This window comes from Brevibacillus sp. MCWH, assembly GCF_013096935.1.
GTDB lineage: Bacteria > Bacillota > Bacilli > Brevibacillales > Brevibacillaceae > Brevibacillus > Brevibacillus aydinogluensis.
This window is the reverse complement of record NZ_SDLF01000012.1, coordinates 102,333-123,613: the sequence shown is the minus strand read 5'-3', so window position 1 is coordinate 123,613 and position 21,281 is coordinate 102,333. Positions and strand designations below refer to the sequence as shown.

General features: G+C 58.9%; 19 protein-coding genes. 13 read left to right on the top strand and 6 right to left on the bottom strand.

Features of this window, described 5'->3' with window-relative positions; genetic code table 11:
• Window positions 1-455, top strand: a 455-nt coding sequence (locus ETC00_RS12685) for a transposase (RefSeq protein WP_253264295.1), incomplete at its 5' end; no start/stop codon positions are given.
• A 27-nt stretch (window positions 456-482) separates the two neighbouring features.
• On the opposite strand, the gene ETC00_RS12680 is transcribed toward ETC00_RS12685, so the two are convergent.
• From ETC00_RS12680 to ETC00_RS12670, 3 genes are read right to left on the bottom strand one after another with little or no spacing between them, the layout of a single operon-like run.
• Window positions 483-1,295 carry a hypothetical protein gene (locus ETC00_RS12680; RefSeq protein ID WP_171566448.1) on the bottom strand — a complete coding sequence of 271 codons (813 nt, stop codon included), beginning with the start codon at window positions 1,293-1,295 and terminating at the stop codon, window positions 483-485.
• A complete protein-coding gene (locus ETC00_RS12675; RefSeq protein WP_171566447.1) occupies window positions 1,288-2,919 on the bottom strand; it encodes a hypothetical protein in 1,632 nt (543 codons plus the stop codon). The genes ETC00_RS12680 and ETC00_RS12675 overlap by 8 nt, the downstream gene beginning before the upstream one ends.
• Window positions 2,920-2,923: 4 nt before the next feature.
• Window positions 2,924-4,186 carry an O-antigen ligase family protein gene (locus tag ETC00_RS12670; protein WP_171566446.1) on the bottom strand — a complete coding sequence of 421 codons (1,263 nt, stop codon included), beginning with the start codon at window positions 4,184-4,186 and terminating at the stop codon, window positions 2,924-2,926.
• A 172-nt stretch (window positions 4,187-4,358) separates the two neighbouring features.
• Between ETC00_RS12670 and murJ the strand changes: the two genes are divergently transcribed.
• Window positions 4,359-5,882 (top strand): murein biosynthesis integral membrane protein MurJ, encoded by a 1,524-nt coding sequence (murJ, locus tag ETC00_RS12665; RefSeq protein WP_171566445.1) that lies wholly within the window; start codon window positions 4,359-4,361, stop codon window positions 5,880-5,882.
• Here murJ and ETC00_RS12660 read toward each other — a convergent pair.
• The gene (locus ETC00_RS12660; protein WP_171566444.1) at window positions 5,860-7,233 is read right to left on the bottom strand and encodes a phenylacetate--CoA ligase family protein; all 1,374 of its coding nucleotides are present in this window, start codon (window positions 7,231-7,233) and stop codon (window positions 5,860-5,862) included. The two genes, murJ and ETC00_RS12660, sit on opposite strands and share 23 nt — an antisense overlap.
• A 275-nt stretch (window positions 7,234-7,508) precedes the next feature.
• Here ETC00_RS12660 and ETC00_RS12655 point away from each other — a divergent pair, with 275 nt between their 5' ends.
• Window positions 7,509-9,140, top strand: coding sequence for a putative polysaccharide biosynthesis protein (locus ETC00_RS12655; protein WP_171566443.1), 1,632 nt, complete (start codon window positions 7,509-7,511; stop codon window positions 9,138-9,140).
• Between the two features lie 157 nt (window positions 9,141-9,297).
• Here the strand turns inward: ETC00_RS12655 and ETC00_RS12650 are convergent, their stop codons facing one another.
• Together ETC00_RS12650 and csaB are read right to left on the bottom strand one after the other, a co-directional pair.
• Window positions 9,298-10,149 carry a class I SAM-dependent methyltransferase gene (locus tag ETC00_RS12650; protein WP_171566442.1) on the bottom strand — a complete coding sequence of 284 codons (852 nt, stop codon included), beginning with the start codon at window positions 10,147-10,149 and terminating at the stop codon, window positions 9,298-9,300.
• 72 nt (window positions 10,150-10,221) lie between these two features.
• On the bottom strand, window positions 10,222-11,325 hold the full coding sequence (gene csaB, locus ETC00_RS12645; protein WP_171566441.1) for a polysaccharide pyruvyl transferase CsaB: 1,104 nt from the start codon (window positions 11,323-11,325) through the stop codon (window positions 10,222-10,224).
• A gap of 308 nt (window positions 11,326-11,633) precedes the next feature.
• Here csaB and ETC00_RS12640 point away from each other — a divergent pair, with 308 nt between their 5' ends.
• The 10 genes from ETC00_RS12640 (at window position 11,634) to trxA (ending at window position 21,248) form a co-directional block, all read left to right on the top strand.
• Entirely contained in the window at window positions 11,634-12,560 is a 927-nt protein-coding gene (locus ETC00_RS12640; RefSeq protein ID WP_171566440.1) for a 50S ribosomal protein L11 methyltransferase, read from the top strand.
• Window positions 12,561-12,646: 86 nt separating this feature from the next.
• The gene (locus ETC00_RS12635) at window positions 12,647-13,822 is read left to right on the top strand and encodes a thiolase family protein (protein ID WP_171566439.1); all 1,176 of its coding nucleotides are present in this window, start codon (window positions 12,647-12,649) and stop codon (window positions 13,820-13,822) included.
• A 110-nt stretch (window positions 13,823-13,932) separates the two neighbouring features.
• Window positions 13,933-14,916, top strand: a complete 984-nt coding sequence (locus ETC00_RS12630; RefSeq protein ID WP_171566438.1) for an LCP family protein — start codon at window positions 13,933-13,935, stop codon at window positions 14,914-14,916.
• Between the two features lie 196 nt (window positions 14,917-15,112).
• Window positions 15,113-16,813: a long-chain-fatty-acid--CoA ligase gene (locus ETC00_RS12625; RefSeq protein WP_171566437.1), complete on the top strand. Its 1,701-nt coding sequence runs from the start codon at window positions 15,113-15,115 to the stop codon at window positions 16,811-16,813.
• A gap of 280 nt (window positions 16,814-17,093) precedes the next feature.
• Complete coding sequence (locus tag ETC00_RS12620) at window positions 17,094-17,681, top strand: fatty acid metabolism transcriptional regulator FadR (protein ID WP_171566436.1); 588 nt, start codon at window positions 17,094-17,096, stop codon at window positions 17,679-17,681.
• A 114-nt stretch (window positions 17,682-17,795) separates the two neighbouring features.
• Complete coding sequence (locus tag ETC00_RS12615; protein ID WP_171566435.1) at window positions 17,796-18,569, top strand: enoyl-CoA hydratase; 774 nt, start codon at window positions 17,796-17,798, stop codon at window positions 18,567-18,569.
• Between the two features lie 40 nt (window positions 18,570-18,609).
• Entirely contained in the window at window positions 18,610-19,377 is a 768-nt protein-coding gene (locus ETC00_RS12610; protein ID WP_171566434.1) for an electron transfer flavoprotein subunit beta/FixA family protein, read from the top strand.
• A gap of 20 nt (window positions 19,378-19,397) precedes the next feature.
• Window positions 19,398-20,357: an electron transfer flavoprotein subunit alpha/FixB family protein gene (locus ETC00_RS12605; protein WP_171566433.1), complete on the top strand. Its 960-nt coding sequence runs from the start codon at window positions 19,398-19,400 to the stop codon at window positions 20,355-20,357.
• A gap of 168 nt (window positions 20,358-20,525) precedes the next feature.
• Window positions 20,526-20,726, top strand: coding sequence for a hypothetical protein (locus ETC00_RS12600; protein ID WP_253264294.1), 201 nt, complete (start codon window positions 20,526-20,528; stop codon window positions 20,724-20,726).
• A 204-nt stretch (window positions 20,727-20,930) separates the two neighbouring features.
• The gene (gene trxA / locus ETC00_RS12595) at window positions 20,931-21,248 is read left to right on the top strand and encodes a thioredoxin (protein WP_171566432.1); all 318 of its coding nucleotides are present in this window, start codon (window positions 20,931-20,933) and stop codon (window positions 21,246-21,248) included.
• The last annotated feature ends 33 nt before the right edge of the window (window positions 21,249-21,281 follow it).

Here is a 21,281-nt window from a genome sequence, read left to right as displayed (position 1 = left end):
CTCGTGACGGCTACCGTATGTACCGTTCCGACCCAGGCGAATGCAACCATTGCCCATTCCGCCCCCTGTGTACAGAGAGCCGGGAGGCTGTGAAGCGAGTCAGTCGTCATATTTGGGCGGATTACCTGGACGAAGTAGAGCATCTGCGACATACCGAAGTGAATAAACGCTTGTACGCACGCAGAAAAGAAACCATTGAGCGCGTATTTGCGGATTTAAAGGAGAAGCATGGTTTGCGTTGGACCACTTTGCGAGGACTGAAAAAAGTGACAATGCAGGCGATGCTTGTCTTTGCTTGTATGAATTTAAAAAAACTGGCCAATTGGCTATGGAAGGCAGGCAAAGGGAGGCACAATGCCTTTCATTTTCGCTTCATTTTCGAATACATACAGGACAAAAACTCCCTCGACTGCAATGGCAACGAGGGAGTTTGTCTGCAATCTGAGAGGCGATAGATTCGCCTCTTTTTTATGTGCGCTTGTTTAGTACAGCAGATACTTTTCCACTTCTTCCGGGTCCTTGATCTGGATTCCCGGGTCGTTGTACTTGTAAAACTGGAAGAACACCTGCTGGTCCATCGTGCCTCCTTCCGGCATCGGCAGGATGATCCAGGTCTCGAACTGATGGATCAGCCGGTCGTCCTTGCCGAACCAGAAAGTGGTCTTAATCGTGGAATCCTTTAGAACGGCCGCCATGTCCGGGCGGTCGGCCACCTGCTGGCGCAGCGGCTCAAACAGCGGACTCTTGCTCGCCGCCAGCCAGTCTGCGCCGGTCATTTTCACTTCAAACGGGACGCAAACCGTGCCGTACACTTTTTCTTCTTTTAACTGTACCGCCTGTTCCATAAACGGCAGCCAGTCGTCAAAACCGGCCAGCACGTCAAACGGAAGCGGGGTTTCCCGAGCAGTCATCCAGGCATCGCCGACCCGGATGTACCGCTTGTCACCGATACGGTAATACTGATAGTCCTGGCGGGCAATCCGCGCATCCACATTGTATCCGTTTGGCTGTACGACGGCCCCGTTAAACATGCTGGTTGTGGTGCGGTTCATAATGGTCTTGACGTGGCCTTTGTACCAGAACTTCTGTGCGTCCTTGTCCGTTTTCGCACGTTCCAGCGCTGTCTTCAGCCACTCGCTCGCCGACTCGGTCTGCTGCGGGGCCGTCTTTGCCGAGCTCGTGCCGTAATTGGTGGAGGCGAACGACTTGGGCCCCGACTCGTAGGTGCATCCGGTCAAGAGCAGGGTGGCAGCGAGCGCAGACAGGGTAAGCATTCCTACGGTTCGTTTACGCATGGCGAACCCTCCTTGCGATCCCGTAGCCGATCAATCCGGCAAACAGGAGGATGACGAGCGGCACGACGGGCACGTTGTGCTGCTTGAACACGATGAGGCGGTGCTTGTCGTAGATGGTGGCGACGATTTCATTTTCCTTGTCGCCGTCGATGTCACCCACCTGCACGTTTAAAAGCGGCAGGTAGATGCGCCAGGTTTGCTTCAGTCCGTCCGGGGTGTAGCGGTACCCGGACAGGTAACGGGAGTCGGTGGTGCTCACCCAGCTTTTCGCCATGGCGACGATTTCCGGCTCTGTGCTAGATCCGATCGGAGCGTAGTTGGTGAAGCGGAAGCTGCGATCGCCTTCCTCGCTTGCCCAGAGGATTTCCCAGGTGCCGTTATGCTTCGCTTTCAGGATGTAGGACGGACTGTTGGCCACCAGCAGTTCATCGGCTCCGTCCTTGTCCAAATCGGCCGGGATGAATTCCGCGGTTGCCAGCGGCATTTCCTTGCGCGTCAGGGAGTACGCCTCCACGGCGGTGCCGTCCGGTTCTACAGCCATGACGCTGAGGTGTTCGCCCATGATGATAAGCCCCTCGCGACCGTCCGGCAGCTTCATCGTGCCAATCAGCTTGGTTGCCTTGGTCGTGGCGACAAACGGCCTGCCTTCATACGTGCCGCTCAGCAGCCCCTCTTTGATCGAGACATCGCGGTACTTCTCGCCGATCGCGCTGCGCACATCCAGGCCGCCGTCGTTTTCCGCCAGCTTGTCCCCGATGATTTGCATGTCCAACAGCAGGGCGCGATTCGGAGCGGTTCCCACCTGCAGCATCGCTTCCGCGTAGGATTGGCGCTGCACGTTTGGCAGCAGTTGGCCGTCTTTCATTGTGTAGTACGGGAAGCCCGGGTAGTCTGTCGGCATTTGCTCCTTGATTTTAGCCATCGTCTCCGCCGCGATTTGGTCGTTGGGCATGCGCACCAGCTTGCCGTCTTTCCAGGTGAGCACGTACAGGGAGATGGGTTCGGCCTGCAGATGCAAAAGTTTGTCGGCGAGCTCCTTCCGCTCTGCTTCCGTCTCCGGCTTTTTCGGCTTTTCTTCCGGCAGGGGCAACTCCTCGGCGTTGCCGTACGTGATGATCTCCTGCTTGCCGTCTCCGTCCACGTCGTAGAGGATGACGGGGAAGTAATCCACCCAGGCTCCGTTGTAAAGGCGTTCCGATTCATACTTCAGCGTGAAGTGGCTGAGCGCGGCCAGGTTGTCCCGGTGGAAGCTGACGTTGGTCAGCACGGCGACGAGCACCAGCGCGATGACAGCCGACCAGCTCAGACGGCCGTACCATTTGGCAATCAGGGCGATGACTCCGCTCGCCACCGCTCCGCCGATCAGCACGGCGGCGAGCGATTTCACGTCTACGTGAGCGAGGGCACGGTCCAGCAGCAAAAAGCCGAGCGTAAAGACGACTACCTGCCGCCGTTCGTCCGGATGTACCAGGACATATAGGAAACCGAGCAGCGGCAAAAAGACGATCAGGGCGATCCAGGAGAGGTCCAGGAACGCCGGTTTGACCAGAATGTGATAGATGAGGAACAGGGCGATTGCGTACAGCGCCCAGTTCACGGCTGACAATACACCATTGCGGCGCATGGACTCACCACCTTTTCTCTTTCGCTTGGTCGGCGTACAGTGCGCACAGGAAGCCGCCAAACAACCAGAAGTAGAGGGACATGAACGGCACCTCAAAAATGTTTTCCACCAGGTTGTGCATGGCGACGGCAAACAGGCCGCCAAACAGACCCAGCATCAAAAAGAACGGCGGCTTTCCTGCCTGTGCCCGGATGAGCCGGACCGCGTAGGCAAACGTCATGGCAATCAGCGCAATCAGCATGATGACGCCGATGAGGCCCAGCTCCGCGATGCTTTTAAACAGGTAGCTGTCGGTGTAGATTGTGCCGAAGTGGCGGGAACCGACGGCGCCGCCGTGATGGCCGAGCCCCACCCCGAACAGCGGTTCCAGCCGCATCTTGTCGTACGCCTCCCCCCAGCGGTCGAGACGTCCGGCCTGCATGCTGGATTGGAGGTACTCGGGGGTAAACAGGGTGAAGATGCGGTTGGAAATCTTCCCGATCAGGGGCGTCGACTCCGGCACGAAGTACAGGCCGATCAGGCCGACGATGCCGGCGATCACGAGAAAGCCGGCCAGCCGCTTGTTCCACAGATAGCAGCAGACGAACAGCGCCACAGCCAGCGCGATCCAGGCTCCGCGCGAACTGGTCAGCAGCAAGGTGAGCAGCGTCGTCAGCGCGACGATCCACCAGATGATGCGCTCTTTCCGATTGGCTGTTGTGACGGCCAACCCGACTGCGACAGGAGCGATCAGGGCCATGTAGCTGCCCAGCACGTTGGGGCTGGTGACAATCGAAAACGCCCGCGTCGTGACGGCTTCCCCTTCCTGCACCCACGACTGCGGCGTCTGTACGCCCAGCACTACCTGCATGATGCCGACGACCGCGGCGAGAAACCCGAATGCGGTGAGCACTTTCAGGAACACGACCAGCTGCTTTGTGTCGCGCAGCAGGTAAAAGCCGATGAAAAAGGCAATCATGTACTGGTAGACGGCGCGGAAGCCCTCCACGCTGGCGTCCCAGTTGGCCATGTCGGCCACCGTCAGCGCCAGTCCGTAGACGATGAACGCCGCAAACGTATGCTTGATGGCGGGCATGTCCCGCGAACCTTTCCAGTAGGCGAGAAAAGTAAACAGCAGGAGGACGAGCAGCAGGCCGTCATCCCACAGCGACGAGACGACTGGAATCGGCAAAATCTTTCGCAAGACGTAATCGATAACGGGGTAGGCCAGCAGGAGATAGACCCAGGTGTCTGACTGCCTCCCCCACTTCCATACGTTCTCTTTCATTTCGTTTTTGATCCTCCTACACAGGGATTAACCCCACTATTATAATGAATGGGCGAATGCTGTCGCAAGGCGAAGGGGATAGAGGTTGGTAGGATTACGAGAAATGCGCTATGATAACAGGTGTGCTTTTTAAGAGGATGGGCGCGTATTGCAAAGATGGGAGATTCGAACGATGAGCATATTCAAGACTGCCTCGATGATCGTCGCACTCACGTTGATCGGAAGGCTTCTCGGTTTTTTTCGCAACGTCTACGTAAGCAACCTCTACGGCACCAGTGCAGCGTCCGATGCCTTTTACACAGCGGTGACGATTCCGCAGACGCTGTTTCTGGTCGTGCCGGGAGCGATCAATGCCGTGCTGATTCCCACCATGCGCGGGCTGATGGAAAAAGAGGAGCGGACCGGGGTGCTGTACAACAAGGTGCTGACCGTCGTGTTCGCGGCGTTTCTGGCGATGGCGGTGCTGGGCGTCGTCTTTGCCCGGGAGATCGCCTGGTTGATGGGAGCACAGGAAAACACGCTGGAGATGACGGCCGACATGCTGCGGTGGATGTGGCCGTCCGCTGTTTTCATCGGGCTTGCCGGTCTGTGGTCCAGTGTTTGCAACGCCCACCAGCACTTCTTCACTCCGACGCTGGGAACGGTGGCCAACGGCGCGTTGGTGATTGTCAGCATGTATCTCCTGGTGCCGCTCTACGGACCTGACGGACTGGCCATGGCGACCACTCTCGGCTACTTGGCGGCGATGCTGACGATGCTGCCAACGCTGCGCCGATTTGGCTACCGCCACCGCTTGTCGTTTGCATGGAAAGAGGATGAAGCACTGCGCAGCATGGGCGAGCGGGTGGTGCCCATCCTGATCGGAGCAGTCGTGTCCCAGGCGACCACGTTTTTGGAGCGGGGGTTTGCCAACGGCTTGGGAGCAGGCAACGTATCCGCTCTGGCCAACGCCAACCAGATCGTGCAGATGCCGATGGCGATCTTCGTTGGGGCGTTTACTCTGCCGCTGTTTCCGCTGCTGGCCAGCCACGTGAAGCGGGGTGAGATGGACCAGATGAAGCAGATTCTGCAAAAAGGGCTGGCGTATCTGCTGATTCTGCTCCTGCCGGTGACGGCGGGACTGATCCTCTACGCCGAACCGATCGTGCGGCTGGCGTTCCAGCGCGGCGAGTTCGGCGAGCTGTCCGTCGCGCTGACCGCCTGGGCGCTGCCATTTTACGGCTTGGGGCTGTACGGGATGGCCGCCCGCGACCTGATCACCCGGGCGTTTTACGCACTGGACAACACGCGGACGCCGGTCGTGGTCGGCGTAATCGGGATCGCCGTCTACGCTGTTGCCAACTGGCTGCTGATCCCCTGGATGGGACACGGGGGGATCGCCCTGGGGATGGCCGTCTCCGTACTCTTCCAGTCGGTGCTGCTGTTCGCCCTGCTCTGGCGCAAAGTGGGTGCGCCCATCAACCGGAGCTTTGTGTGGACAGCGCTGCGGACGCTGGCCGCCTGCGCTGTCATGAGCGGCGGGATTTTGCTGGCTGATGCCTGGCTGTCCGCTCTGCCGTTGTGGTGTTACCTGCTGCTTGGGGTAACGGGCGGGGCGCTGCTGTACTTTGCGGCACTGTTCGCGCTGCGTGAACCGCTGGTCGCCGAATTGGTGCAAAAGCTGCGCAGACGGTCTACTCCCGCAGCAAACCGGTAAGCGGACATTCGCGAATGGCGTAGCGGGTCTTGCCGGAAGCACTCGGTGGAATCCGGTCGACGTGGCATACCTCGATGCTGACTTCCCCCAGTTTGTCTCGAACGGCCTCCAACAGCCGGGCTTCGTCAGCCGGATCGTACCGATCCGGCTCTTTTACCAGTTTGAGCGTCACCTGGTCCGGCCTGTGCTGGATGATTTGAAAGGTGCGGAAGCTGTCCAGATTGCGCATGATGTGGTTGAAGTAGTGGCCGTGCACATACGTACCGTGAGCGGTGACAAACATGTCGTCTTCCCGGCCGTCAATGGCGGCCAGCAGCGGATAACTGATGCCGCAGGTGCAGGTGTCCGACGAGAGGGCGATGACGTCGCCCAACTGGTAGCGCAGCCGGGGCATGACTGTGTTGTGCAGGTCAGTGACCAGAAGCGTCCCTCTTTCCCCCGGGGGAAGGGGGCGGCCGCTGGCGGGATCGACCACTTCCAGCACGCAGTTTTCGCTGAAGGCGTGCATGCGTCCAACCGGACACTGGTAGGCGATGATGCCTCCGTCGCGGGCGCCGTATTCGTTGACGACAGGCGCCTGGAACGCTTTGGCGATTGCTTGCCGCTGGTAGTCATGAAGCGTCTCTGCCGTGGACACCACCGCTTTCAGCTTCACACCTGGACTGGCGCCGCGCGCCAGCATCATCTCAGCCAACAGGTGGAGGGCAGAAGCATACCCGTACAGGTAGACTGGGCGAAACCGGCGGATTAGCTGCAGGTGTTCGTCCAGCCGCCGCTCGTCCAGGTCGTAGGCGGGTATCATCAGCCGATTTTTCAACCATCGCTCTTTCAGGCGATAGCGGCGGGCCTGCTGCTGGTTGAGTTCAAGCGGCGAGCCCCAGACCATGACGGACGGGTCGCCGATGCGAATACCGTGCCAGGAGAGCCCCAGCCAGCGGGCTGCTTCGTAGCGTTCCACAGCCGGCCGGCTCAGGTAAAAACGGGTCGGCTCTCCCGTGGAGCCGCCAGTCCGGTTGGCAATGAGCCGGGAGGGGTCTGCATCGTTGCTGAGGTACTGGTCAAACGACGCGCGGAAACGGGCCTTGCTGAGCACGGGAAGGCGCTCCAGGAAGCGAATCGGGTCGTCATCAGCCGCTTCCCAGTCGGATGCGTATTCGCTGTAGGCGGGGACACGGCGGACGGCGTGGTCCAATAAGCGCCTCAGCTTGTCCGCCTGGCGTTTCCGCAGCGCCTGCGGCGACAACTGCTGCGCCTCTCGCAGTTCGTGCAAATACTGACGCGTGCGGTTCTGTTTCAGCCGTTCCATCAACGGCCAGTGCACGCGGCGGATGAGTGTGCCTGTCAGTTGCATTGGGGGGTTGCTCCTTTCCGGCTGCCGATACAATGTTTGGAATCTTTTCCCATTAGTATGACTGCCGGATCGGGCCCCTATACCTGTTTGCCGGATGGGAGATTTCCTAGTAGGATAGAGAGAGAATTTACAGCAGGTGTGTGCACGAGGGACGGCAGCGGTTTGCCCGGACGGTTTATGTTTGTCTGTGCGTGAAGCAAACTGCCGCCGACTTGCAAAGCAACCCGGCTGTGCGGTACACGATCTGATTTGACATTGTTGCAAAGGAGTTTCCCATGACCAAAAAAAGTCAATTCCTCGCCGGGGCGTTGATTCTCGCTGTGGCCGGGATTTTGTCCAAGGTAATCGGGATGTTTTACCGCATCCCCCTGCAGGAAATCGTGGGTGACAACGGATTGGGTCTCTACCAGGAGGTATATCCGCTCTACCTCACATTCCTGATTCTGGCCACAGCGGGCGTCCCCGTGGCTCTCTCCCGGGTGATCGCCGAAGCGCTGGCGGAAGGAAAGCAGGATGCGGTCAGCCAGATTCTCGCCCGCAGCATGGTGATGATGGGCGGGATCGGGATCGTCTTGTTTGCCCTGCTCTACCTGGGTTCTCCCCTGATCGCCCGGTTGATGGGCAACCCTCATCTGATCGAACCGATTCGGGCCATTTCGCTGTCGCTGTTGTTCGTTCCCTTGATCGCGGTGATCCGGGGCTTCTTTTACGGACATCAGAAAATGCTCTACGTCGGCCTCTCCCAGATCGTGGAGCAGACGCTGAGGGTGGCCTTTATCCTGATCGCCTCGCTCTATCTCGTCTCGCTGGGCGAAGATACGGATCAGGTGATCACGGGCGTCAACTTTGGGACGATGATCAGCACGATGTTGAGCCTTGGCTTCCTTGCGTTCCTGTTGTGGCGGCACAACCGCAAGCAGCCGTTCGCGTCTGCGGACGGGTGGAAGCGGCTTGACTGGTGGTTCGACCGCACCTTTTTCCTGTCGATGTGGCGCATCGCCTGGCCGATCTGTATCAGCGCGCTGGTCATTCCGATCTTCAGCCTGGTCGACTCGTTTTTGGCGATCAACATCTTTCGCTACGTCTGGCATGTGGACGGACTGACCGCCGACACCTGGTTCGGCATCTACAGCCGTGGAGGACCGCTGCTGCAGCTGGCCAGCCTGTTCGGCTCGTCCATTGCGCTGTCGATCGTTCCCGCCATCGCCGAAGCACGGCAGCAGCGTGACGAAGAACGGGTGAGCACGCTGACCAAGCTCTCCCTGCGCTTTGCCTGGCTGATCGGCCTGCCGGCGGGTCTGGGCTTGACCGCCGTGGCTGAAGGGGCCAACCTGGCACTGTACGGCGACGTGGAGGGGACACGGGCGATGGCGATTTTGGGCGTCAGCGCCATTCCGCTTTCCCTGCTGCTGGCCACCAACGGCATCCTGCAGGGGCTGGGCCGGGAAAAAGTGCCGGCACTGCACCTCTTGTGGGGCGTGCTGGCCAAGATCGGGACGACGATCCTGTTTACTTCCCTGCTGGGGATGGACGGGCTGTCCGTATCCTGGCTGTGCGCCACCGCCCTGGTCTGTGCCCTGAACATGCGGGCGATCAACCGTCTGGTGAAGGTGGACATTCAGTGGCGCTTTGACACGCTGTATCCGCTGCTCGTCGCCAACCTGATGCTGGTATTGGCCTGGGGGGCAACGGAGACGGTCGGTTTCCTGCTGCATGGAAAAGCCCGCCTGGTGGGGGCGGTGGAAACGGTGGTCGGGGTTGGAACGGGGATGCTCGTCTACCTGGGCATGCTGCTGGTCATACCGCTGATCGAAGAAAAAGAGCTGGAGTGGCTGCCCGGAGGCAACCGGCTGCGCGGCCTGGTGAACCTGCTGCGCCGGAAAGAGTCGCCGACCGATATCCGCTGACCTCGGCCTGGCGGCATGAAAACAAGGGCTGTACCGTAAACGGAACACCTCCGATTACGGCACAGCCCTTTTCTCTGTCTGTCAAGGACCGGTGCGGCCCAGCCCCCGGCAAAAAGCGGCCCCGTTTGTTTGGGACGGCTTCACGCATATCGGTCTGCTATGTCTGCTTTTGATAGATGCAGACTACCATTTTGACAAAAAACTCACGCAAAAACGGCAGTTTGGCCAGGCCGGAGACGACCGGGCGCAGCGGTACTTCCTGCTGGTAAACCACTGGATGGTGGACCCCCTGCTGGATGCGGCGGAACCGCTTGATCGTCATCCGGTTGATGTAGGAAATGGTCTCCTTGCCATCCGGCCCCTGACCGAAGCGGAAGGAGATCCGCTCCTCGCCGTCAGGCAGGTGGCGAACCAACTGCTTGTAGGCGTCGATCAGCGTCTGCTCGGAGAAAAACGCGTGCACCCAGGGAATCCCGATGGCGTCGGAGAGATGGGCCCCGTACGGGTGGTAGTACGGTGGAAAGTTGATATACAGATGACCGCCCGGCTTCAAAACGCGGAAACATTCGTCCAGCGTCTGTTCCGGACGGTCGACGTGTTCCATCGCGTCGTTCATGATAATCGTGTCGAACGTGTTGTCATCAAACGGCAGATCGGCAGAGTCGGCGGTCATGAACGAGACCCGGTCCGCCAGCCCTTTTTCGCGGGCAAAGGCGTTTCCTTCCTCGGCGTAATGGGGCACAATGTCGATGCCGATCATCTGCTTGGGACCAAATGTGGCGTAATAGCAGGTTTTGCCTCCGCCGCCGCAGCCGATGTCCAGGACTGTCTTGTCGACGAACATCTGCTCCTGCGAATGATAGGGGAGGAAAAACTGGATCGTCTGGTCCCCTTTTTGGAACTGCCATTCGGTGTAGCTCATCGTCCCGTCGTTCGCCAGATTGAACGGGTGAACGGGGAGCGGAAACAGCTTGTTCAAACGTATCAGCAACTGGGAAGAAACGGACATCTGCACGTCCTCCTTTCGTCCGCGTTGTGGGGAGACCTGCCCCTGTCGGCGTTTTAAGCCACGTGGTCAGACTTACGCTTTGCGGCGCAGTGCCTGAAGCACCAGTTCACTGCTTTTGGCCGCTTCCTGGGCGAGCAGTTGCGAGCGTTCGGCAATCACGCGTTTTTCCCGCTCCAGGTCGGCCAGCCGCTCGTCCAAAAGGGCGAGGAGCGCCGATTCGTCCAAACGGGTGATATGGCCGGCGCTGGGCATGCCGGCCCGCTCGACAAACCGGTCAATTTTGGGATCATAGGAGATGCCGGTAAACGGCGTTTGGAGCATGCAGGCAAGAATCAGGGAGTGCAGCCGCATGCCGAGCACGTACTCGCACTGTTTCAGCACGGACATGATGTCGTGAAAGGTGACCGGCTCGTCCAACAGCTTTGCCCCCGGCTGGCGCATCATCGCGATGATGTCGCGGGAGGGAGCCAGATCGCTGGGATAGTGCATCGGCACAAACAGCACGTTCCATCCACGCTCTGCAAACAGGTCGGCTGCCCGGGCGATCGACTGCTTGAAGCGCTGCTCCTGCTTCCAGTCGCGGACCGAGATGGCAACCAGCGGCTTGGACAGGTCGACAAACTTGTCCGCCAACAGCTGGCGCCCCCGCTCGTCAGACACGTCGTCCGGCGAAATGGTCAGTGCCGGATCGGCGGTCACGTAGACCGGCGCCTTGCTCACTCCGCACGCCTTGAAATCTTCGCCTGATTCAAAGTCACGTACGGTGATCACATCTACCCGGTTCACCACCTGCTTGATCAACAGGCGGCTGATACGCTTCTGGACCGGACCAAACCCCTGAGCGTAAAACACGACCGGTTTACCCAGCAGCTTGGCGATCGAGACGATCCCCAGGTAGTAAAGCACGCTGCGCGGACTGGTCACGTCCTGCATCAGCGTTCCGCCGCCCATCACCAGCATGTCGCTTCGCATCAACTCGCGCACGATGGTCGGCAGGCTCCAGCGGTTGTACGCCGGAATGCCAAACAGGGCCGTCGTTCGCTCCGGTTGGTTGGACAACACGGCCAGGGAAATATTCGGTTGTTCCCGACGCAGCGCGCTGATGATGCCATACAGGACCACATCGTCTCCGGCATTGTTAAAGCCGTAGTACCCGGAGATGAGAATACGCGACATGGAGTGAACCTTCTTTCTATATCAAACGTACAGGAAAAACACATTCTCAAGTATAATCGAGTAAATACGGGGAAGTAAAGCAACCCTAGAACAAATAGAGGAAGCCCAGGGCGAACAGACCGGCCCCCATAATGAGCAGGGCGATCATCAGGATCAGCATCCCCTTGTTCTTGCGGCGCCGGTAAAAAAATTCGTCAAACATGGCAAGCCTCCAAACAAGTTTTCATCCATTCTATAATCATACCATGCAAGCGCATATCCTCGCCATCCATTCAGAGGATCAGATGGGAGAAAGGGGCAGGCAGACGATGGAAGAAACATGGCTAAAGTACATCCTGTTGGTCGATCGGGATGCGGAAGACGCGTTTGTCAGCGAGGTGCTGGCCAGCGCCTACACACTCGGTTGGGTGGAGCCGCAGATCGAGGTGCTGACGACGGAAAACGGCTACGATTATGCGGAAAAGACGGACGGGCCGGTGATCGCCTACCTGTTTGAGCCGCTCAGGGAGAGCGAAGCCGAGCATGTGGAGCAGCTTCGGAACTATCTCAGCCGCTGGGGGGAGCAGGTCCGCCTTAAGGAAGTAGAGACGGTGACCGCGGAGAATGAGTCGTGGAAGGAGACATTTCACGAGGTGCAGGTGGGCGACTGGTGGATTGCACCCACGTGGACCCCGCCGGAGGCGCTGGCCCAAGCCAGACACGTGCTCTGGATCGATCCCGGCGCGGCGTTTGGCACCGGCTACCACGGCACTACCCAGGACATCCTGCTGCTGCTGCAGGAGTGGTCTCCCGCCGGCAAACGAGTGCTGGATATCGGCGCCGGTTCCGGCATTCTGTCGCTGTTCTGCGTCAAAAACGGCGCCCGGCAGCCGGTCTTTGCGGTGGATCTCAACCCGCAGAGCGAATACCAGATCCGGGTAAACCTGGCCAACAACGACCTGGCGGAGGATGCGGTGGAAATCGTATTGGGTGACGCGCTGGCACCGGACGTACAGGAGCGGCTGCCCCGGGAGGCGGATCTGATCCTGATCAATATCGGCGGTGACGAAGACGTGGCCATGCTGCCGCTGGTGCGGGAGCGAATTGCGCAGGGAGGGACGGTGATCCTTTCCGGGATTGTGCAGTGGAATCGCGACAAGGTGCTGACTGCTTACGAACAGGCCGGATTTTCGCTGGTGGCGGAGCGGCACAGTGACGAGTGGGTGACGGTCATGATGAAAGACGCCCGGGAGTAGAGATGGTACGGGAACGATTTACGCCCGATCGGACCTGTGTCACAATGGGAGAAATGGGAAAATCGAACGCGGGGGAGGAAATTGCGATGGAACAAATCGTCATTGTCGCAGCCGGACGCACGCCGATCGGCACGTTCGGCGGCGCGCTGAAAGATGTAAGCGCTCGCAAACTGGCGGAAACGGTGATTCGCGGCGTCATTGCCAAATCGTCAGTAGATCCGTCGCTGATTGATGAAGTGATCCTTGGCAACTGCATCCAGCGGACCGATGAAGCCAACATTGCACGCGTGGCAGCCCTTGACGCCGGGCTCGGCAACCGAGTGACCGGTTTTACCGTACAGCGCCAGTGCGCCTCCGGCATGCAGGCGATCGTCAGCGGTGCCGCACAAATTCTGCTGGGGGACTGTGAGGTGGTAATCGCCGGCGGCGTGGAGAGCATGAGCAATGCGCCGTACGTGCTGAAAAACGCCCGTTGGGGCAAACGCCTCACGCACGGGGAGATGACCGACGCGATGTGGGAACTTTTGACCGATCCCCATTTTGGCATCCTGATGGGGGAGACGGCGGAACGGCTGGCGGAGCGCTACAGCATCAGCCGCGCCGAACAGGATGAAATCGCCCTGCGCAGCCAGCAAAACGCGGTGCGGGCGATCGACAGCGGCCTGTTTCGTGAGGAAATCATTCCCGTTGCAGTAACGAAGCGGGGAGCGGTGACGATGGTGGAGACAGACGAACATCCCCGTCGGGACGTCACGCTGGAGGGCCTGTCCAAGCTGAAGCCCAGCTTTCGCGAAAACGGGACCGTGACGGCGGGCAACTCCTCCGGGCTGAACGACGGGGCATCTGCGGTCGTGCTGATGAAGGAGAGCCGGGCACGGGAGCTGGGCGTCGCTCCGCTGGGCAGGATCGTCTCGTATGCCTGGGCCGGGGTGGAGCCTGATCTGATGGGATACGGACCGGTGCCGGCGGTGAAAAAGGCGTTGGCCAAAGCGGGCCTGACTCTGGCCGACATTGATCTGATCGAGGTAAACGAAGCGTTTGCCGCCCAGTATCTGGCGGTGGAAAAGCTGCTGGAGCTGCCGCGCGAGATCACGAACGTCAACGGCAGCGGCATCTCACTCGGCCATCCGGTCGGCTCCACGGGCTGCCGCATCGTCGTCACGCTGCTGCACGAAATGAAGCGCCGCCAGGTCAAGCGCGGGTTGGCCACGCTCTGCGTAGGTGGCGGAATGGGCATGGCGATGGTTGTGGAAAGGGACTGAAGCGCCAACGCTCAGGTTTAAACAAGATCTCCCCGGTCAACAATGGAAGCAGGACCCCATCAATCTCTTAGCACAGATGGGGTCCTGTTTGTCAAAGGGAGGTCTCGTTCATGCATATGTTTTGGCGCAGATACGGAAAGAGAATCGCCCGGTACGGAGCAGTCGTTGTGGCGATCGGCGTATTGGCGGCGGTCTCCTTTGCCGCCTTCCAGTTCAAACGGATGACGCGGGAATGGTACGCCCCGCTCGAGGCGGGAACGGAAGCGTCTTTGCAAGCGAAGGGGGACCAGCTGCCCGGTGCGCTGTTGGCCCAAGCCAAAACGCTGAAACCGTTTCTTCTGCTCGTCATTGGGACAGACAGCCGGGACGGGGAGCAGGCCCGCTCTGACACGATGATGCTGGCGGCTGTGCATCCCTCCAAGCAGCAGGTGCATCTCGTCTCCATCCCCCGGGACAGCTACATGGAACTTCCCGGAAAAGGCTACGACAAATTGAACCACGCCATGGCCTACGGCGGCCCCAAGCTGGTCAAACAGTCGCTGGAGCGCTTTTTCAACCTCAAGATCGACCGCTACGTGACGATCGACTTCGAAGGCTTCCGGCAGGTGGTGGACACGTTGGGCGGGGTGCAGATCGAGGTGAAAAAACGGATGAAGTACACTGATCCGAGCGACGACACCTACATTGACCTGAAGCCGGGACTGCAGACACTGAACGGTCAACAGGCGCTCGACTACGTCCGCTACCGCAAAAGTGACATCGGGCGGGAAGACAGCGACTACCAACGCATCGCCCGGCAGCAGGAAATCGTCCAGGCCCTGATTGACAAGGGCACGTCGGCGCAGGCGCTGGTCAAGGCGTTTTCGCTGATGGACATTCTCGGCAGCCATATCAAAACCGATCTGACCGACCGGGAGATCGCCTCCCTCCTGCTGGCCTACGGCGACACCGAGCCGAATACGCTGACGACGGACACGCTTACGGGAGCGGACGAGCGGATCTGGCACAACGGCGTCCTCGGCTGGTATCATCTGGTGCCAAAAGAGGAGCGGTCCCGCGTTCGCCAACTGCTGATGGAGGCGCTGATCCCTTGACCACGGGCACTGGTTTCCTGCCCGGCATTGATCGGAGCAGGAAAGCGCCCGCCCTTTTTTGCAAAAATCACATCCAATTCGATTTTTTTCGTTGGAAAATTACCTATCTTTCGACTAGAATGGAAGCAGGAAGAGGTTATGAATGTGGATCGTACGGGAGAGGTAAGGCCAATAAGGGACTGGAGGGAATTTGCCCATGTCAAACGCCAAGCCTTGGATTGCCAATTACCCGCCCGAGACCGCACCGTCATTGGAATACCCCCGTGTTCCACTGACTCACTTTCTGGAACAGTCGGCCGCGGAGTTTCCCGATCGTCCTGCGCTGTACTTCATGGGCAGGCGGATCACCTACCGGGAGCTCCTGGCGATGTCGTATCAGTTCGCCAACGCGCTGATCAAGCGCGGCGTGAAAAAAGGGGACCGTGTCGCCGTCATGCTGCCCAACACGCCTCAGGCAGTCATTTGCTACTACGGCACTCTGATGGCCGGCGGGACGGTGGTCATGACGAACCCGCTTTACACGGAACGGGAACTGATTCACCAGTTGAACGACTCGGGAGCCGAGACGATTATCACATTGGACCTGCTGTACAGCCGCGTCGCGGCCGTGAAGGCCTCCACCCCACTGAAACGCCTGATCGTTACAAGTGTGGGTGATTTTCTACCCTTCTTCAAAAAGATACTGTATCCGCTGGTGCAGAAGAAACAGGGCGACCATCCGCAGATAACCTACGGCGGTGATGTTGAGCCTTTTCTTTCCGTGTTGAAAGAAAGCGCTACCAATCCGGTCACGCCTGAGGTTGACCCGGAAAAGGACATCGCGCTTCTGCAGTATACCGGCGGCACCACCGGCCTGGCCAAGGGAGTCATGCTGACACACCGCAACCTCGTCGCCAACACGCTGCAGTGCCAGGCAGTCATGTATAAGTTCGTCAGAGGGCGGGAACGAATTCTCGCCGCCCTGCCACTGTTCCACGTCTACGGAATGACCACGGTGATGAACAAGGGCATTTCCATTGCGGCGGAAATTATTCTCGTCCCCAAATTCAACGCCAAGCAAATCCTCAAACTGATCGACAAGACAAAACCCACCTTGTTTCCCGGCGCACCTACGATGTACATCGGACTGATCAATCACCCTGATTTGCCCAAATACGATTTGTCCTCCATTACCGCCTGTGTCAGCGGTTCCGCACCGCTGCCCGTGGAGGTGCAGCGCAGATTTGAAGAGCTGACCGGCGGCAGGCTGGTGGAAGGGTACGGCCTGACGGAAGCGTCCCCCGTCACCCACTCCAATCCGATCTGGGGGAAGCGGGTCAACGGCAGCATCGGCCTGCCCTGGCCGGACACCGACTGCCGTATCGTCGACCCGGCGACCGGGGAAGAACTGCCCCAGGGAGAGATCGGCGAGTTGGCGGTCAAAGGGCCGCAGGTGATGCTCGGATACTGGAACCGTCCGGAAGACACAGCGGCTGTCCTGCGGGACGGGTGGCTGCTGACCGGAGATATGGGCTACATGGACGCAGCCGGATACTTTTACATCGTCGACCGCAAGAAGGACATGATAATCGCCGGCGGATACAACATCTACCCGCGTGAGGTGGAAGAAGTGCTGTTTGAGCATCCCGCCGTCCAGGAAGCAGCCGTCATCGGCGTGCCGGACCCCTACCGGGGCGAGACGGTCAAGGCGTTTATCGTGCTGAAGGAAGGAGCGCAGGTAAGCGAGGAAGAGCTGGAGAACCACTGCCGCAAGCGCCTGGCTGCCTACAAGATTCCGCGGTTATACGAGTTCCGAAAAGAGCTGCCCAAGACGATGGTGGGCAAAGTGCTGCGCCGCCAATTGCAGGAGGAAGAAAAGAAACGGAGCGCCGACCAAGACCAGGTCAAGACGAGCTGAAGCCCGCCAGAAACGAACGGAAAGACAGGCGGAAACCGCCGCACAATCGCATCGACCGTGAATGCTGTCCCGTAACGCCCTCCTGATCGGGAGCGGCCTTTTTCTTGACAGACCGGGGGACAGGCTATTTCAGCAGAGGACTTCCCGGACAGTCCACTTGCCGCTTGTTTTTGGCCAGGCGGACGAGGGATTGACAGCGGATGGAGCCCTATATTACACTGTAAACATGAATGAATAATCATTCATTTTGCATTGATTCGAAGCAAACGTGGAGGTACGTATGGCGAAAAAAACGGGGGAAAAATATCAAGCCATTATTGATGCGGCTGTTCGCGTCATCGCTCGTCATGGCTATCACAGCGCTCAGGTTTCCAAAATTGCGAAAGAAGCGAAGGTAGCGGACGGCACCATCTACCTCTACTTTGAGAACAAGGATGACATTCTCATTTCCCTGTTCAACGAAAAGATGGGGGCCTTTATCGAAACCTGCCGGGAACGAATCGCTGAAGCAGAGTCGGTCGAGCAAAAACTGTACGTCCTGGTTCACGCCCATTTAAGCCAGTTGGCCCAAGACCCGGATCTGGCAAAAGTGACGCAGATTGAACTGCGCCAGTCCAATCCGGAAATCAGTGAGGGCATTGGTGCCGTGATGAAGCAGTACTTTAACCTGATTGACGAAGTGATCCACGAAGGCATGCAGGTAGGCGTGTTCCGCCCGGACATCGACGTCCGCGTGGCGCGGAAAATGATTTTCGGAACGCTGGATGAAGTGACGACATCCTGGGTCATGAAACAATGCAAGTACGATCTTGTCTCCCATGTTGACCCCATTCATAACCTCTTCCTGTACGGTATGAAGGGAAAATGACAAAAGAAAACGCTTTTTTTGCAAGATTTCGTTTGTTACAATAAAAACGTGAAGACTGAGCGTTCGCTCAGATGGCGGATGCTTCATGACTTGACGCAAGCAGGGGGGAGAGGGATGTATTCGTATTGGCAAGTGCACAAGGAAGATCGCGTTGCCGTCGTCACCATCAGCCGTCCGCCGGCCAACGCGCTGAGCCAGGCGGCGCTGACGGAGCTGGCAGCGCTTCTGGACGATCTGGAACGGGACGGTCAGGTAAAGGCGATCGTCTTGACCGGCGAAGGCCGTTTTTTCATCGCCGGGGCGGATATCAAGGAGTTTACCCAACTGGTGCCCGCAGATGCCCAAGCGATGGCGAAAGCCGGACAGCAATTGTTTGACCGTCTGGAAACCTTCCCGAAACCGATCATTGCCGCGATCAACGGGGCGTGCCTGGGCGGCGGTCTGGAACTGGCGATGGCCTGCCATATTCGGCTGGCGGCGCCCGAAGCCAAGCTGGGCCTGCCCGAGCTCAACCTGGGCCTCATCCCCGGTTACGGGGGCACGCAGCGGCTGCCGCGTCTGGTCGGCCGGGGCAAGGCGACGCAGATGATCCTCACCTCCGAAATGATCGACGGCGAAGAGGCGCTGCGCATCGGACTGGTGGAAGCGGTCCATCCGCTGGACCAGCTCCTGGACGAAGCGAAAAAACTGGCTGCCGCCATTGCCCAAAAAAGCGCTGTCGCCCTGCGGCTGGCACTGCAGTCGGTGCATGCCGGGACGGTGCTCGGCAAGGCAGATGGCATGCAGCGCGAAGCGGAACTGTTCGCTGAAGCGTTCGCTTCGGAAGACGTCAAGGAAGGCGTTGCCGCGTTTTTGGAAAAGCGCAAGCCGCAGTTTGCCGACCGCTAGCTTCTATTGGAATTGCGCCACCTAGTAAGGAGGGAATCCCATGAACATTTTGGTTGTCATGAAGCAAACCTTTGACACGGAAGAAAAAATCGTCATCGAGGATGGAAAAATCCTGGATGACGGCGCGAAAACCATCATTAACCCGTACGACGAATACGCCCTGGAAGAGGCGATCAAACTGAAGGAAGAGCACGGCGGCGAGGTGACCGTCGTCTCCATCGGTACGGACAGCGTGGAACAAGAGCTTAGAACGGCACTGGCGATGGGAGCGGACAAGGCAATTCTGGTTGACGACGAAAGCCTGTTCGGCGACGAGTACACGACTGCCAAAGTGCTGGCTGCCGTCGCCCGCAAAGTGGGGTACGACATCATCCTCGCCGGACAGATGGCCGTTGACACCGGCGCTGGACAAGGCGGTCCCCGTCTGGCTGAAGAGCTGGGCATCAACCACGTCTCCACGGCTGTCAAACTGGAGATCAACGGCACCCAGGTGCGGGTGGAACGCGACGTCGAAGGGGACCTGGAAGTGGTGGAAACCAGCCTGCCGGTGCTGATCACCGCCCAGCAGGGGCTGAACGAACCGCGTTACCCGTCCCTCCCGGGGATCATGAAAGCCAAGAAAAAACCGTTGGATCGCCTCTCTGCGGACGATCTTGGCCTGTCCGCCCAGGACGTCCAGGCGAAGACCGTCATCGTCGACCAGACCCTGCCTCCGAAAAAGCAGGCGGGCCGCATTCTCTCCGGCGAATTGGCGGCACAGGTGTCCGAATTGGTCCAATTGTTGCGTAACGAAGCAAAAGTGATCTAAGCGAGAGGGAGAGGATCCAGATGAAAAAGGTACTGGTATTGGCAGAAACGCGTGACGGTCAACTGCGCAACGTGTCCCTGGAAGCACTGGCCGCCGCGCAGGTGTTGGCAGAAGGCGGCGAAGTGGTGGCTGCCCTGTTCGGACCGGACAGCGGCGCGCATGCGGCGACACTGGGACATCACGGCGCCGGTACGGTCTACGTGGCGGATCACGCCGCGCTGGCCCAGTATACGCCGGACGCGTACGTCCAAGCGCTGAAACAGTTAATTGACCATGTCTCTCCTGACGCGGTGGTGCTGGGGCACACGGCGATCGGCCGTGACGTGGCGCCGCGTGTTGCCGCCCGTCTCGGGTACGGTCTGATCTCTGACGTGACGGCTCTGGAGCCCGGTCCGGTCTTTACGCGGCCGATCTATGCGGGCAAGGCTTTCCAAAAACGGAAGTTCAGCGACGGCATGATCATGATTACGATTCGGCCCAACAACATCCCGGCGGCTGCGGCCGACACCGGGAAAACGGCGACGGTGGTGCCGTTTGACGTGGAGATCAAGGATCTGCGCTCCATCGTCAAGGAAGTGGTTCGCAAAACGAGCGGAAAGGTGGATCTCTCCGAGGCCAAGATCATCGTCTCCGGCGGTCGCGGCGTGAAAAGCGCGGACGGCTTCAAACCGCTCTACGAACTGGCTGAGGTGCTTGGCGCCGCAGTAGGCGCGTCCCGCGGCGCGTGCGATGCCGATTACTGCGACTACTCCATGCAGATCGGCCAGACGGGGAAAGTGGTTACACCCGACCTGTATATCGCGTGCGGCATCTCTGGAGCAATCCAGCATCTGGCAGGTATGTCCAACTCCAAAGTGATCGTCGCCATCAACAAGGACCCGGAAGCCCCCATTTTCCAGGTGGCGGACTACGGCATCGTCGGCGATCTGTTTGAGGTGGTTCCCCTGCTCACGGCTGAATTCAAAAAAGTGCTCGTATAAGCGAGCGGTACGGAACGGCGCCCTGGACGGGGCGCCGTTTTTTGTACGGGAAGTCATGCGGCGGGCATCATGCAGCGGTCGCTGTCTGCCGTCCGTTTTTTTGTCCGCCCCCGCTGCCGTATGCTTCTCCTGTCCGCTATAATAACTAGGAAAGGGAGAGTGGTCGGAATGAGTGAGGAACTGCTGCATCAGTTGATCCACATGGTGGCGGAAAACAACCGCATCGTCAAGGAATCGGTCGAGGAGCTCCGCGAGTTCAAACGTGAAATGTACGCGTTTCGCGACGACATGTACGCGTTTCGCGACGAAACCAACCGCCGCTTTGACCGCCTGGAACGGCATTATCAACTGCTGGAATCCGTTTTTTGACCTGCTGCACCGCAAAGTGTGCGACCACGAGCGGGAAATCACCGCCTGAAGCACTTGGGACAATAGAGAGCGGCGATTTCGGACAGACTAACGGGGAAAGCGCGGCAAAGTGTCGTCCGTTGTAGTCATTTCCGGTGGAGAATGATATACTGTAGGGCGTATGGAACCTTTTGGCGTACCGTATAGAAAGGAGGTAACGATACCATGGCAATTGTGAATGCAACCGACCAGACCTTTTCCCAGGAAGTGGAGCAAGGCGGCACTGTCCTGGTTGATTTCTGGGCTCCGTGGTGCGGTCCCTGCAAAATGATCGCGCCGGTACTCGAGCAGATCGACAGTGAAGTAGGGACCAAACTGAAAATCGTAAAGGTAAACGTGGATGAGAATCCGGAATCTGCCGGCCGTTTCGGCGTAATGTCCATTCCGACCCTGATCGTGTTTAAGGACGGTCAACCGGTTGACAAGGTAATCGGTTTCCAACCGAAGGATGCGCTGATGGGCACGTTGAACAAACACCTGTAAGGAAAACGGATCTGCACCTGCTTGGCCGCTTGC

Excerpts from the sequence above, each read along its gene's own strand:
- ETC00_RS12635 (WP_171566439.1), top strand. The coding sequence starts at position 12,647 with ATGGAACAAATCGTCATTGTCGCAGCCGGACGCACGCCGATCGGCACG.
- trxA (WP_171566432.1), top strand. The coding sequence starts at position 20,931 with ATGGCAATTGTGAATGCAACCGACCAGACCTTTTCCCAGGAAGTGGAG.
- murJ (WP_171566445.1), top strand. The coding sequence starts at position 4,359 with ATGAGCATATTCAAGACTGCCTCGATGATCGTCGCACTCACGTTGATC.
- ETC00_RS12640 (WP_171566440.1), top strand. The coding sequence starts at position 11,634 with ATGGAAGAAACATGGCTAAAGTACATCCTGTTGGTCGATCGGGATGCG.
- ETC00_RS12675 (WP_171566447.1), bottom strand. The coding sequence starts at position 2,919 with ATGCGCCGCAATGGTGTATTGTCAGCCGTGAACTGGGCGCTGTACGCA.
- ETC00_RS12620 (WP_171566436.1), top strand. The coding sequence starts at position 17,094 with ATGGCGAAAAAAACGGGGGAAAAATATCAAGCCATTATTGATGCGGCT.
- ETC00_RS12650 (WP_171566442.1), bottom strand. The coding sequence starts at position 10,149 with ATGTCCGTTTCTTCCCAGTTGCTGATACGTTTGAACAAGCTGTTTCCG.
- ETC00_RS12615 (WP_171566435.1), top strand. The coding sequence starts at position 17,796 with ATGTATTCGTATTGGCAAGTGCACAAGGAAGATCGCGTTGCCGTCGTC.
- ETC00_RS12630 (WP_171566438.1), top strand. The coding sequence starts at position 13,933 with ATGCATATGTTTTGGCGCAGATACGGAAAGAGAATCGCCCGGTACGGA.
- ETC00_RS12605 (WP_171566433.1), top strand. The coding sequence starts at position 19,398 with ATGAAAAAGGTACTGGTATTGGCAGAAACGCGTGACGGTCAACTGCGC.
- ETC00_RS12610 (WP_171566434.1), top strand. The coding sequence starts at position 18,610 with ATGAACATTTTGGTTGTCATGAAGCAAACCTTTGACACGGAAGAAAAA.
- ETC00_RS12680 (WP_171566448.1), bottom strand. The coding sequence starts at position 1,295 with ATGCGTAAACGAACCGTAGGAATGCTTACCCTGTCTGCGCTCGCTGCC.
- ETC00_RS12670 (WP_171566446.1), bottom strand. The coding sequence starts at position 4,186 with ATGAAAGAGAACGTATGGAAGTGGGGGAGGCAGTCAGACACCTGGGTC.
- csaB (WP_171566441.1), bottom strand. The coding sequence starts at position 11,325 with ATGTCGCGTATTCTCATCTCCGGGTACTACGGCTTTAACAATGCCGGA.
- ETC00_RS12660 (WP_171566444.1), bottom strand. The coding sequence starts at position 7,233 with ATGCAACTGACAGGCACACTCATCCGCCGCGTGCACTGGCCGTTGATG.
- ETC00_RS12600 (WP_253264294.1), top strand. The coding sequence starts at position 20,526 with ATGAGTGAGGAACTGCTGCATCAGTTGATCCACATGGTGGCGGAAAAC.
- ETC00_RS12625 (WP_171566437.1), top strand. The coding sequence starts at position 15,113 with ATGTCAAACGCCAAGCCTTGGATTGCCAATTACCCGCCCGAGACCGCA.
- ETC00_RS12655 (WP_171566443.1), top strand. The coding sequence starts at position 7,509 with ATGACCAAAAAAAGTCAATTCCTCGCCGGGGCGTTGATTCTCGCTGTG.